General features: G+C 62.4%; 10 protein-coding genes and 1 pseudogene. 5 read left to right on the top strand and 6 right to left on the bottom strand.

All coding sequences use genetic code 11. The features are described 5' to 3' along the window. Positions 1–597 (top strand): annotated as a pseudogene (locus H621_RS28775) (hypothetical protein); the annotation flags it as partial. Then, entirely contained in the window at positions 594–986 is a 393-nt protein-coding gene (locus H621_RS0118625; RefSeq protein WP_028944846.1) for a hypothetical protein, read from the top strand. The pseudogene H621_RS28775 and the gene H621_RS0118625, both read left to right, overlap by 4 nt. 186 nt (positions 987–1,172) lie before the next feature. On the opposite strand, the gene H621_RS0118630 is transcribed toward H621_RS0118625, so the two are convergent. Then, on the bottom strand, positions 1,173–2,009 hold the full coding sequence (locus H621_RS0118630; RefSeq protein ID WP_028944847.1) for a bifunctional allantoicase/(S)-ureidoglycine aminohydrolase: 837 nt from the start codon (positions 2,007–2,009) through the stop codon (positions 1,173–1,175). A 285-nt stretch (positions 2,010–2,294) separates the two neighbouring features. On the opposite strand from H621_RS0118630, the gene H621_RS0118635 reads away from it, so the two are divergent. Then, a complete protein-coding gene (locus H621_RS0118635; RefSeq protein WP_028944848.1) occupies positions 2,295–3,995 on the top strand; it encodes an amidase in 1,701 nt (566 codons plus the stop codon). 15 nt (positions 3,996–4,010) lie between these two features. Beyond that, the gene (locus H621_RS0118640) at positions 4,011–4,742 is read left to right on the top strand and encodes a phytanoyl-CoA dioxygenase family protein (RefSeq protein ID WP_028944849.1); all 732 of its coding nucleotides are present in this window, start codon (positions 4,011–4,013) and stop codon (positions 4,740–4,742) included. A 236-nt stretch (positions 4,743–4,978) separates the two neighbouring features. Here the strand turns inward: H621_RS0118640 and H621_RS0118645 are convergent, their stop codons facing one another. The 5 genes from H621_RS0118645 to H621_RS0118665 all read right to left on the bottom strand — a co-directional run bounded on the left by H621_RS0118645 (position 4,979) and on the right by H621_RS0118665 (position 11,971). Beyond that, the gene (locus tag H621_RS0118645; protein ID WP_028944850.1) at positions 4,979–6,214 is read right to left on the bottom strand and encodes a saccharopine dehydrogenase family protein; all 1,236 of its coding nucleotides are present in this window, start codon (positions 6,212–6,214) and stop codon (positions 4,979–4,981) included. Between the two features lie 26 nt (positions 6,215–6,240). Next, the gene (locus H621_RS0118650; RefSeq protein ID WP_028944851.1) at positions 6,241–7,338 is read right to left on the bottom strand and encodes a carboxynorspermidine decarboxylase; all 1,098 of its coding nucleotides are present in this window, start codon (positions 7,336–7,338) and stop codon (positions 6,241–6,243) included. A gap of 193 nt (positions 7,339–7,531) precedes the next feature. Continuing rightward, the gene (locus H621_RS0118655) at positions 7,532–9,319 is read right to left on the bottom strand and encodes an IlvD/Edd family dehydratase (RefSeq protein ID WP_028944852.1); all 1,788 of its coding nucleotides are present in this window, start codon (positions 9,317–9,319) and stop codon (positions 7,532–7,534) included. A gap of 33 nt (positions 9,320–9,352) precedes the next feature. Then, the gene (locus tag H621_RS27270) at positions 9,353–10,741 is read right to left on the bottom strand and encodes an MFS transporter (RefSeq protein ID WP_051270613.1); all 1,389 of its coding nucleotides are present in this window, start codon (positions 10,739–10,741) and stop codon (positions 9,353–9,355) included. Positions 10,742–10,789: 48 nt separating this feature from the next. Next, on the bottom strand, positions 10,790–11,971 hold the full coding sequence (locus tag H621_RS0118665; RefSeq protein ID WP_028944853.1) for a fumarylacetoacetate hydrolase family protein: 1,182 nt from the start codon (positions 11,969–11,971) through the stop codon (positions 10,790–10,792). Between the two features lie 115 nt (positions 11,972–12,086). Between H621_RS0118665 and H621_RS0118670 the strand changes: the two genes are divergently transcribed. Continuing rightward, positions 12,087–13,046, top strand: coding sequence for a LysR family transcriptional regulator (locus tag H621_RS0118670; protein ID WP_028944854.1), 960 nt, complete (start codon positions 12,087–12,089; stop codon positions 13,044–13,046). Positions 13,047–13,062 lie beyond the last annotated feature (16 nt).

Raw genomic sequence — 13,062 nt, forward strand, 5'->3', positions numbered from 1 at the left:
TCGTTCAGTCTCCACGGTCATTTGAACAGCCGGGATTTCTTTGCGGCGCGTCGTGAGTTGTACAAGACCCTTGATGCCCAGTTGAAGAGTGCCTTTCTCAACAAACAACTGAATCTGGGGAGCTATGAAATGTTGCGCCGTGACCTGGGCATTTCCACCAAAAGCGTGGTGCATCACTGGAGCCGTGCCGGTGGAGCGGGGCAGATTCCGGGGTATGCCACGCATTTGGAGCAGGTAGCGAAAACGGCGAAGTATCTTAAATATGGTGGTTATGTAGGTATTGCGTTGGGTGGTGGGGCGTCGGCACTCAAGGTGCAGGAAGTCTGCCGGGCCGGAGAGACGGAAGCGTGCAAAAAGGTGCGACTCATTGAAGCCGGGAGTTTTTCTGGTGGGTTGGGTGGTGCAACAGCTGGAGCGGCTATCGGTGGTTATGCCGCCTACTCGCTCTGTGGTGTCTTCACAGTATTTACCGGTGGAGTAGGCGGAGCTGTATGCGGAATTGTCCTGGTCGGCGGAGGAGGACTCGCAGGTGGGTTAGGCGGTGGGGCCGGTGGTGAGTGGTTTGGTGAGTTTGTTTATGAGCAGACTAAACCATGACCGACTTCTGGAGTTCCTGGTGGGCATTCGCTTTTATGATGACCCCTTTTGCTCTTTGCTTTTCAGGTGTGGCCTTGAGTATGTATATCGCTTTCGGTCGTGACTTTGATGTCATGCTTGCACGCTTTGAGGGCAGCAACTGGCTTAAACAACAGATACCGATCTGGGGGACGAGGCACATCCCGTCCCGGTTCTATTTGGTCAATACACTATGCGCCGCAATGCTACACCCGCCTTTTGGTATCAAAAGAGGATTGATCGATGCGGATGAGGTTCGGAAGTTTCCGAGGTACCTAAAGTGTCGAATGGTTGCCTCGGCATGGTTAACGATCATAGGCTTTGTATGGTTGATGTTGGCCGTCGGGCTGCTGAAACTCACCAAAGGCTGATTTCCTGGAGGTGTAGCCGCTGCCGTGAGGCTGCGATCGGGCGCGAAGCGGCCGCAGTTGTTCCATTACTGCAAATGCGACTGCTGTGCAGTCGATCGCAGCCTTGCGCTTCGGCAGCGGCTACTCCTTCGAAAACACAAAAAAGCCCGCCAGTAATGGCGGGCTTTTTATGCATCGAGCCTGGACTTAACGCTGTGGATTCAGCACCAGGTTCATGTGACGGTTCACATCTTTGTACAGCAGGTAGCGGAACGGGCCTGGGCCGCCGGAGTAGCAGGCTTGCGGGCAGAAGGCACGCAGCCACATGAAGTCACCGGCTTCAACTTCAACCCAGTCCTGGTTCAGGCGGTACACCGCTTTACCTTCCAGTACGTACAGGCCGTGTTCCATCACGTGGGTTTCAGCGAACGGAATAACGCCGCCCGGCTGGAAGGTCACGATGTTGACGTGCATGTCGTGGCGCATGTCGGCCATGTCGACGAAGCGAGTGGTGACCCACGCGCCGTCGGTGCCCGGCATCGGGATCGGCTCGATGTCTTTTTCGTTGGTCACGAACGCTTCTGGCAGCGCCAGGCCTTCAACCACCTGGTAGTGCTTGCGGATCCAGTGGAAGGTAACGTTCTTGCCGCTGGTGTTGCGCAGGCTCCAGTCGGCCGCCGGCGGAATGAAGGCGTAGCCGCCTTCTTTCAGGGTGTACGGCTTGCCTTGCAGGGTGATGTCGACTTCGCCTTCGACGACGAACAATACTGCTTCGGCGTTCTTGTCCAGCTCAGGACGCTCGCTGCCGCCTTCTGGCGCCAGTTCGACGATGTACTGCGAAAAGGTTTCCGAGAAGCCGGTCAGCGGGCGGGCGATGACCCACATGCGCATCTTGTCCCAGAAGGGCAGGTGGCTGGTGACGATGTCACGCATCACGCCTTTGGGGATCACGGCATAGGCTTCGGTGAACATGGCACGGTCTGTCAGCAGCTCGGTCTGAGCCGGGTGCCCACCGTGAGGGGCGTAGTAAGAAGATTTCGACATGGACAGTCTCGACTTGTTGTTGTGTCCCCGTGCCTGGCAGCGCCGGCCGGCGCTGCGTTGGGGATGCATTCACACGATATAGACAAGGCTGCACTATCCACAAATTAAATGTTGAAATACCCGGTATTTGATTGCTGAATGCCTATTGGGCGAATGAATACGTCGCAGGGGCGAGGGCCAGGGCAGGGAGCAATCCGTTACACTGGCGCCCTGCGCCTGGCCCGGTCCTGAGTCGCATTGCAGAGCAACAAGAACTGATATGAACAGCCATTTTGAGATAACAGCATGATCGAGGTCACCGAGGTTTCCATTGCCGAGTTGCGCGCAGCACTCGAATCTGGCCAGACAACGGCAGTAGAGTTGGTCCAGGCCTACCTTGCCCGGATCGACGCCTACGATGGCCCAGACACTGCCACTGCCCTGAACGCGGTAGTAGTACGCAACCCCGAGGCGCTCAACGAAGCCCGGGCCAGTGATGAGCGTCGTGCCAAGGGCCAGGCTCTGGGCCCGCTCGACGGCATCCCGTACACCGCCAAGGACAGCTACCTGGTCAAGGGCCTGACCGCAGCGTCCGGCAGCCCGGCCTTTGCCAACCTGATTGCCTATCGCGATGCTTTTACCATCGAACGCCTGCGCGCCGGCGGAGCCATCTGCCTGGGCAAGACCAACATGCCGCCGATGGCCAATGGCGGCATGCAGCGGGGCGTTTATGGCCGGGCAGAGAGCCCCTATAACGCCGACTACCTCACCGCGCCCTTTGCCTCGGGTTCATCCAATGGCGCTGGCACGGCCACGGCGGCCAGCTTTGCCGCCTTCGGCCTGGCGGAGGAGACCTGGTCGAGCGGACGAGGCCCGGCCTCCAACAATGGCCTGTGTGCCTATACGCCTTCGCGCGGGGTGATCTCGGTGCGTGGCAACTGGCCGCTGACGCCGACGATGGACGTGGTGGTGCCGTTTGCCCGCACCATGAGCGACCTGCTGGAAGTCCTCGACATCGTCGTGGCCCACGACCCTGACACCCGTGGTGACCTGTGGCGCCTGCAACCCTGGGTGCCGATTCCGAGTGTCGACTCGGTGCGTCCGGTCTCCTACCTGGAGCTGGCCGCAGGCGCCGAGTCGCTGGCGGGCAAGCGCCTGGGCATTCCAAAGATGTACATCAATGCCGACCCTGAAGCCGGAACGTCCGAGGCGCCAGGTATCGGTGGCCCGACTGGCCAGCGCATCCATACCCGCCCTTCGGTGATAGAGCTCTGGGTGCAGGCGCGCAAGGCACTTGAGGCTGCTGGAGCCGAAGTGATCGAAGTGGACTTCCCGCTGGTGTCCAACTGTGAGGGTGACCGTCCGGGCGCACCGACGGTGTTCAACCGCGGCCTGGTGTCCAAAGAGTTCCTCCACCATGAACTGTGGGACCTGACCGCCTGGGCGTTCGACGACTTCCTTCAGGCCAATGGCGATCCCAAGCTCAACCGCCTGGTGGATGTCGACGGCCCGCTGATTTTCCCTCACGACCCGGGCACGCTGCCCAATCGTGAAGGTGACCTGGCCGCCGGCATGGACGAATACGTGAAGATGGCTGAACGTGGGATTGCCCCGTGGGACCAGATCAGCACCGTGCCCGATGGCCTGCGCGGGCTGGAGAAGACGCGTCATATCGACCTGGAAGACTGGATGGACCAGTTGGGCCTGGACGCGGTGCTGTTCCCGACCGTTGCCGATGTGGGCCCGGCCGATGCCGACGTCAACCCGGCATCGGCCGATATTGCCTGGAGCAATGGTGTGTGGGTGGCCAACGGCAACCTCGCCATCCGCCACCTGGGCGTGCCGACCGTCACCGTGCCGATGGGGGTGATGGCGGACATCGGCATGCCGGTGGGGCTGACCTTTGCCGGGCGTGCCTACGAAGATTCGACCTTGCTGCGCCTGGCGTCGGCCTTCGAGTCGACTGGCAGCAAGCGGATGATCCCGCCACGTACACCGGCCTTGTAGGCGCGGGAACGTTGTATGGATTTTGCCTCTCAAGGCTATGCCGTGATCGACGGGCTGCTGGATGACAGCAGCCTGACTGCAGCGCGGGCGTTGGTCGATCGGGTGGTGCGTCAGCATCGCGCTGGCGCTGCAGCACCTCTGGCATGCGGCATAAGCATTACCGATGTCACCCGCCAGCATCCCCGGCGCAATCCGGATATTGACCCACAGCAATGGGCCAATGAGCCGTTCATCATTGGCGATCTCATTGCGCTGGATAGTCGTTTTGCGGCCGTGTTCTGCAGCGAGGCCCTCTGGCAATGTGCAGCCGCGTTGCTTGCGTGCACGCCGGACGAAGTGGTTTTTCACTTCTGCAATCTGACCCGCAAACCCAACGGCATTGGCCCGGCTGTAGGGTGGCATCGGGACGCGAGCAATCAGTATTTCGCGAGCGAAGACAACCGGACCATGCGGCTGTTGCTGCCGCTTCAGGGCATGAGCGCAGCCAACGGCGCAACGGCGGTGGTGCCGGCTTCTCATCTTGATCCAGGTGCGGACATCGACACGGCGTTGATTCCCGATGTGCCAGCCGGTGCAGGGCTTGCACTGCATGCAGCCGTACTGCACGGAGGCTCGCCCAATCGCAGCGCGCTGGAACGGGACGTTATCGTGATTCAGTTTGGTGTGCGTGGCTCGACGCTTCGCCACCATGCCGATGAGACGCTGGCGCTGGCGGGGCGAGAGACATTTCTGGCGTTCTGCCGGTAGGAACTGCTGACTTGAACCACGACCGCTGCGCGGTCGACGCAGGCTGTCGCCAGCGGCTACACCGGCAATCTGTAGCCGCTGCCCGGGGACCAGGTTGCGATCGACTGCGCAGCAGTCGCCAGGTGGAGCGGCGGTGTGGTCTTCCAGTGGCATCGCTATCGCGGGGCAAGCTCGCTCCCAGACAGCAAAATGCGCCCATCAGGGCGCATTTTGTTTTTACCGGAACTCAATACAACTCAGTTCCAGGGACGATCACCGTTCTCGTCTTTGACGCGGGTCGGCAGGCCCATCACGTCCAGCGCCTTGAGGAACGGCTCGGCCGGCAGCTCCTCGACGTTGACCATGCGCTGTACATCCCACTCGCCACGGGCGACCAGCAGGGCAGCCGCCACCGGTGGCACGCCTGCGGTGTAGGAGATGCCCTGGCTGTCGGTTTCGGCGTAGGCTTCTTCGTGGTCGGCCACGTTGTAGATGAAGACCTCACGTGGCTGGCCATCCTTGATGCCTTTGACCAGGTCGCCGATGCAGGTCTTGCCGGTGTAGCCCGGTGCCAGCGAGGCAGGGTCGGGCAGCACGGCCTTGACCACTTTGAGCGGCACCACTTCCAGGCCTTCGGCTGTCTTGACCGGTTGCTCGGAGAGCAGGCCAAGGTTCTTCAGCACCGTGAAGACGTTGATGTAGTGTTCGCCAAAGCTCATCCAGAAACGCACGTTCGGCACGTCGAGGTTCTTCGACAGCGAATGCACTTCGTCGTGGCCGGTCAGGTACAGGTTTTGCGAGCCTACAACCGGCAGGTCGTCGGTACGCTTGACCTCGAACATGGTGTTGCTGGTCCACTGGCTGTTCTGCCAGCTCCACACCTGTCCGGTGAACTCGCGGAAGTTGATTTCCGGGTCGAAGTTGGTGGCGAAATACTTGCCATGAGAGCCCGCATTGACATCGAGAATGTCGATCGAATCAATGCGGTCGAAATACTGTTGTTTGGCCAGGGCCGCATAGGCGTTGACGACGCCCGGGTCGAAACCCACGCCCAGGATGGCGGTAACGTTCTTTTGTTGGCATTCCTCGAGGTGTTTCCACTCGTAGTTGCCATACCAGGGCGGCGTCTCGCAAATCTTGCCCGGTTCTTCGTGAATGGCGGTGTCCAGGTAGGCCACGCCGGTATCGATGCAGGCACGCAGCACCGACATGTTGAGGAAGGCGGAACCGACGTTGATGACGATCTGCGATTCAGTTTCGCGGATCAGCGCCTTGGTCGCCTCGACATCCAGGGCGTTCAGCGAGAAGGCCTTGATGTCGGCGGGCTGCTTGAGGCTGCCCTTGGCCTTGACGCTGTCGATGATGGCCTGGCATTTGGAGATGTTGCGCGACGCGATAGCAATACGACCGAGTTCGTCGTTGTGCTGCGCGCACTTGTGGGCCACCACCTTGGCGACACCTCCTGCACCAATGATAAGAACGTTCTTCTTCAATTTCTCTATCTCTCCTTTCTGTCCGCTTACGAGAGGCTGGACAGGTAGTCTTCGAACCCAAATTCACGAACCACCTCGACTGTACCGTCGAGTTGTTTCACTACGATGGACGGCATTTTCAGGCCGTTGAACCAGTTTTTCTTGACCATGGTGTAGCCCGCTGCGTCAACAAACGACAGCCGATCGCCGATGGCCAGCGGACGATCAAATGGGTACTCGCCGAAAATATCGCCGGCAAGGCAGGACTTGCCGCACACCATGTAGGTGTGTTCGCCCGCGCTTGGCGCCAGTTTGGCGTTGAGGCGATAGATCAGCAGGTCGAGCATGTGTGCCTCGATGGAGCTGTCGACCACGGCCAGGTGCTTGCCGTTGTAGAGGGTGTCGAGCACGGTGACTTCCAGCGAGGCGCTCTGGGTGATGGCTGCTTCGCCCGGCTCCAGGTAGACCTGTACGCCGTATTTTTCCGAGAAGGCCTTGAGGCGCGCGCAGAAGGCGTCCAGCGCATAGTCTTCACCGGTGAAGTGGATACCGCCACCCAGGCTGACCCACTCGACCTTGTGCAGCAGGTGGCCGAAACGTTCCTCGATGGTGCACAGCATCTGGTCGAACAGGCCGAAGTCGCCGTTCTCGCAGTTGTTGTGGAACATGAAGCCGGAGATCTGTTCGATGACCTGCTCGACCTTGACCGGGTCCCATTCGCCCAGGCGGCTGAACGGGCGGGCCGGGTCGGCCAGCAGATAGTCGGAGCTGCTGACTTGCGGGTTGACCCGCAGGCCGCGGACCTTGCCTTCAGACTGTTCGGCAAAACGCTGCAGCTGGCCGATGGAGTTGAAGATGATCTTGTCGCAGTTCTCGAGCATCTCTTCGATTTCGTCGTCGGCCCAGGCCACGCTGTAGGCGTGGGCTTCACCCGCGAATTTCTGGCGGCCGAGCTTGAGCTCGTAGAGCGACGAGGAGGTGGTGCCGTCCATGTACTGTTCCATCAGGTCGAATACCGACCAGGTGGCGAAGCACTTGAGGGCCAGCAGGGCCTTGGCCCCGGACTGCTCGCGCACGTAGGCGATCTTCTCCATGTTGCGCAGCAGCTTGGTTTTGTCGATGAGGTAGTACGGCGTTTTGATCATTTCGAGGCCTCCGGCAAGGCCGGCCAAAAAAAGGACACGCATTGTGCCTTCACTTGGCCTGAATCGAAAGGTCAGAGAGCGGATTTCGTCTGGTTCGGGGCCGGTGCAAGAGCAAGAGCACAAATCGTTGTGCTCTTGCTGGCCTACGGCGAACCTGTGGGCGTGGCGGTGCGACGTCTCGCCCCGCGATGATTCAGTGCGAATGCCGCGGCATGCCACCTTCGCGGGCGATGATGTTCATGTGCAGGGTCGCAGGCTCCAGGCAACCACCGGTAGACAGTTGCCCCACCAATTGCCGGTACAGCTCTTGCCACGGCGTCTGCGAAGGCTTGATGTTCGGCTGCCAGGCCGCACGTCGGCGGGCGACTTCTTCTTCGTCCACCAGCAGGTCGACGCGGCGGGCGTTGAGGTCGACGCGCAGCCGGTCGTTGGTCTGCAACAATGCCAGGCCTCCCCCCACCGCCGCCTCTGGTGACATGTTGAGGATCGACGGGCTGGCAGAGGTGCCGCTCTGGCGGCCGTCACCCAGGCACGGCAACGAGTCGATGCCGCGTTTGATCAGCGCCGCCGGTGGCGCCATATTCACCACTTCAGCGCTGCCGGGGTAGCCGACGGTACCGGCGCCGCGAATGACCAGGATGCAACGTTCATCGATATCCAGGGCCGGATCGTCGATCCGTGCGTGGTAGTCCTCCGGCCCTTCGAAGACGATGGCCCGTGCCTCGAAGCTGTTCTCGGTGCCAGGCTCCGAGAGGTAGGTCTTGCGAAACGCATCGCCCACCACCGACATCTTCATGATCGCGCTGTCGAAAAAGTTGCCGCTCAGGACGATGAAGCCGGCACGGTGCTTGAGCGGCGCCTCGAACGGCAGGATCACCTCGGCATTGCTGGTGACAGTGTCGCGCACCACTTCACCGATGGTCTTGCCGCTGACCGTGGCGCAGTGGTCGTGCAGTTGCCCGGCCTTTTGCAGCTCATGCATCACCGCAGGCACTCCACCTGCGCGGTGGAAGCCTTCGCCCAGGTATTTGCCGGCCGGCATGCAGTTGACCAGCAGCGGTACGTTTTCACCGACCCGCTGCCAGTCATCCAGCGACAGTTCGATACCCATGTGTCTAGCGATGGCGATCAGGTGCGGCGGGCAGTTGCTCGAAGCGCCCAGGGCCGAGGCCACGGCGATGGCGTTCTCGAAGCTGTTGCGGGTCATGATGTGCGAGGGACGGACATCCTGCAGCACCAGCTCGCAGATACGCTTGCCGGTGGCATAGGCCATCTGCCCGCGCTCGCGGTAAGGCGCAGGAATACTGGCGCAGCCTGGCAGGGACATGCCCAGGGCCTCGGCCAGGGCGTTCATCGACAGCGCCGTGCCCATGGTGTTGCAGTGGCCTACCGACGGCGATGCCGCGGTGGTCATCTCCATGAACCCTTCGTAGTCGATTTCACCCGCCGCCAGCAGGTTGCGGGCATGCCACAGCACGGTGCCGGAGCCGATTAATTGGCCCTTGTGATGACCGTCGAGCATCGGCCCGCCAGACAGCACGATGGCCGGCAGGTCGGTGGTGGCAGCGGCCATCAGGCAAGCAGGGGTGGTTTTGTCGCAGCCGGTGGTCAGCACCACGCCGTCCAGCGGGTAGCCGTGGAGAATCTCCACCAGGCCCAGGTACGCCAGGTTGCGGTCCAGGGCCGCGGTGGGGCGGCGGCTCTGTTCGGCGATGGGATGGACCGGGAACTCCATGGGAATGCCGCCGGCATCGCGGATCCCGGCCTTGACCCGTTGGGCCAGTTCGATGTGGTGGCGGTTGCACGGGGTCAGGTCGCTGCCGGTCTGGGCAATACCGATGATCGGACGGCCGGACTGCAGTTCGTCACGGGTCAGGCCGTAGTTCATGTAGCGCTCCACATACAGGGCGGTCATGTCGGCGTGGCTCGGGTCGTCGAACCATTGTTGGCTGCGCAGGTGGCGTTTGGGCGTATGGCTCATGGGGTATCTCTCTTGTAATTGAAGGACGCAGCTTCAGCGCTGCCAGGCCGGGGTACGGGCGCATTGCGCAAGGGTGGCGCCACGGCCAACGGCGTCATTGAGGTCGGTCAGGTCACGGCCACGGGTTTCGGTCGACAGCAGGGTGCCCAGCAGGGTCAGGCAGGCTAGCACCATTGTGTACAGCGCCAGTACCCAGTAGGCGCCTCCGGCGAGCCCGACCAGGAAAATCCCCAGGATCGGCGCCAGGCCACCGGAGAGCATGGCGCCGACTTCCCGCGCCAGGGCCACACCGGAGTAGCGATAGCGGTTGCCGAACAGTTCGGTGAAGTGCGCGCACTGGGCCCCGAGCATGCTGTTGGCACCGAAGGCAAAGCCACCGACCACGGCGATACACACCAGCAGCGGCTCGCCGCTGTCGATCATCCACCACGACGGGAATGCCCACAACGCGCAGAACAACGCACCCCCGCGGTACACCGCCAGGCGCCCGAAACGGTCCGACAGGGCGCCGAACAGCGGCGTGGTGAGCACACTCAGGATGCTCGCCGCCAACACCGCATTGGTACCGATACTGGTGAGGTTGCCCCCGCCGTTGCTCAGATGGCTGCTGGCGAAGCCGGTGAGGAAGGCGATGGACACCGTGGCATAGAGCGTCGAGCAACCGGTTTCAGCCATGCGCATCAGGGTGGTGGCGGCCAGCGGGCGACGGGCGTTGCGCAGTACTTCGCGCATGGGTGATTCGATTACGTGCTGGCTCTGGCTGAGCTGCTGGAACACCGGGCTCTCCTTGAGCTTGAGGCGTATCCACACAGCCATGCCGATCAGCACCACGCTGGCCAGGAAAGGCAGGCGCCAGCCCCAGTCCAGTAGCTGCTCGCGGGTCAGCGAGGCATCCAGCACCCGGAAGGTGATGGTCGCCAGGGCCAGGCCGCTGAACACCCCGATGAAGGGCAGGGCGGCATAGAAACCACGACGCTTGCGCGGGGCCAGTTCGGCCATCAGGGTGGCGGCACCGGTTTGTTCGGCGCCGGCGCCAAAGCCCTGCAGCAGGCGCAGCAGCACCAGCAGCACGGCACCGACGGGGCCGGTTGGCAGCAGGCCGATCAGGGTGGTGGCGGTGCCCATCAGGGCGATGGTCAGCAGCAGTACCAGCTTGCGCCCCTTGCGGTCACCCAGCGAGCCGAAGAACAAGCCGCCGAACGGTCGTGCCAGAAAACCTGCGCCATAGGTGGCGAAGCTTGCCAGCAGCGCGCCGGTGGTACCCAGCGACGGGAAGAAGATGTGCCCGAAGACCAGCGCCGAAGCCAGCCCGTAGATGGCGAAGTCGTAGTACTCCAGGGCACTGCCAATGGCGCCGGTGTAGATCGCCCGGCGCAGTTGGCGCGGATCGGGCGTGGGGGAGACCTTGGCCTCGGTAGTCATATCAAGCCTCGCTTTTATTGTTATGAGTGAGTCTCGCCGGTGGAGCAATCAGCGTTGCAGCAGCCCCCGCTCGGCCAGGTTGCGCATTAGCGCACCGACCCCGAAGGTCCAGGGCGCGGCCTGGTCGCTGCCGGTGACCTGGTTGTGCAGCGCACCCAGCAGTGGGCTGCTGATGCTCACCCGGTCGCCCGGTTTGTGGGTGAAGCCGGCGCCTGGGTGGTCGCGGTCTTCGGTGGGGGCGAACAGGGTGCCGAGAAACAGCAGGAAGCCGTCGGGGTACTGGTGGTTGGCGTTGAGGGTCTGTTGCACGATGTCCTGCGGGTCGCGGCTGATCTGGTCCATCGAGCTGGTACCGGCCAGTACAAAGCCGTCGGCGCCTTGCACCCTGAGGTCGACCACGCACTGGCGTACCGCGTCGAGGTCAAAGCCTTCGTCGAACAGGCGGATGAACGGGCCGATGGCGCAGGAGGCGTTGTTGTCTTTGGCCTTGCTCAGCAGCAGCGCACTGCGGCCCTCGAAATCGCGCAGGTTGACGTCGTTGCCCAGGGTGGCACCGTGGATGCGACCGCGGCTGTCGACCGCCAGCACCACTTCAGGCTCGGGGTTGTTCCACTGCGAGCCTGGGTGGACACCAATCAGGTTGCCGCTGCCCACTGCTGCCAGGATCGGCGCCTTGGTGAACACCTCGGCATCCGGGCCGATGCCCACTTCCAGGTATTGCGACCACATGCCTTGCTCGATCAACAGGGCCTTGAGGGCCATGGCCTGTTCCGAGCCCGGCTTGACCGTGCGCAGGTTGTCGCCGATTACTGCGCGCACGGTGGCCCGCACCGCTTCGGCGCGAACTGCATCGCCGCCGGCCTGTTCCTCGATCACCCGCTCGATCATGCTGGCGGCAAAGGTCACGCCCGCGGCCTTGATCACTTGCAGGTCGAGCGGTGCGAGCAGGTAGGGCTGTTCAGGGTTGGCATGGGCACCGGAGTTGGCCAGCAGTGCCTCGACGCTGCACACGAACGCGCCGGGGCTGGCGCGCAGCGCTTGCAGCGGGTGGTCTTGCTCCAGCAACTCGCTCAGGGTGGCAAAGTGTCGGGACAGGTCGAACACGCCGTCGGCGCGCAGCACGATAGGCGAGGGGCCGGCTACCTGTCCGGGAATCCAGGCGCGGCCGATCAGCGTGCCGGCAAGGCCGTCGGTGGGCAGGGTGTTTGCTGGGGTCAGGGTTAGCGGCATGGCAGGGCATCTCTGGGCTGTAGAAAGCTGCACGCTAGGTAAGAGTGGCGATAAACTCCAATGGCATATTCTCACCATCCGATAACAACAGGTTATTGCACTAAAGGCGGATTCCATGACGGACCTTTCCTTCTCGCACTTTTGCAACTGGCTCAAGTTCCGCCACCTGGTACTGATCGACACCCTCGGGCGCACCCGCAACATGCACGTCGCCGCGCAGCAGATGAACCTCAGCCAGCCGGCGATCAGCAAGATGCTCAAGGAGATCGAGCACCTGCTCGGTTTTGCCCTGTTCGAGCGCCAGCCGCGCAGCATGCCGCCCACCGCACTGGGTGAGCAGGTGGTGCGCTACGCCCAGGTGGCCTTGAACGATGCGCGCAACTTCGTCGACCAGATCGGCAGCCTGCGCGAGGGCGGGCATGGGCATTTGAAGGTCGGCGGGATTTTTGCCGCCACCGCCGTGGCCCTGCCGGACGCCATCGTGCAAATCAAGCAGCGCTGGCCGTTGCTGTCGATCGAGGTGGTGGAGCAGACCAGCGACCACCTGATGGCCATGCTCGATGAAAAGATCCTGCACCTGGCCGTGGCACGCTTTACCGATGAAGCGCAGCGCCAGCGTTTCGACTTCCAGCCGCTGGCCCCGGAGCCGTTCTGTTTTGTGGTCAATCATCAGCACCCGCTGGCCGAAGCGGGAGCGGTGACCCTGCAGCAACTGCTGGAATGGCCGTGGATTCTCTACCCCAAGGGCACGCCGATCCGCGGGCGCATGGAGCGGGCCTTTGCCGAGGCCGGGGTGGCGGTGCCGCGCAACACCATCGACACCATCTCGATGCAGACCTTCCTCAAGGTGCTCCAGGGCGGCCCCATGATCGGCATGCTGCCCCAGGCCATGGTCGAGCCGCACCTGCACAGTGGCGTGTTGCGCACCCTCGAAACGCCCTTGCACCTGGCACCCCAGGACTACGGCATCCTCACTCGCAAAGGTGAACCGCTGGTCGGCCCGGCCCTGGAGTTCGGCCAGATTCTCATGGCCGACGCACGCAAGGCCCGAGAGCGGTTGGAGGCGACCCGATAACCTTGGGTTATCAATC

This window comes from Pseudomonas vranovensis DSM 16006, from assembly GCF_000425805.1.
GTDB lineage: Bacteria > Pseudomonadota > Gammaproteobacteria > Pseudomonadales > Pseudomonadaceae > Aquipseudomonas > Aquipseudomonas vranovensis.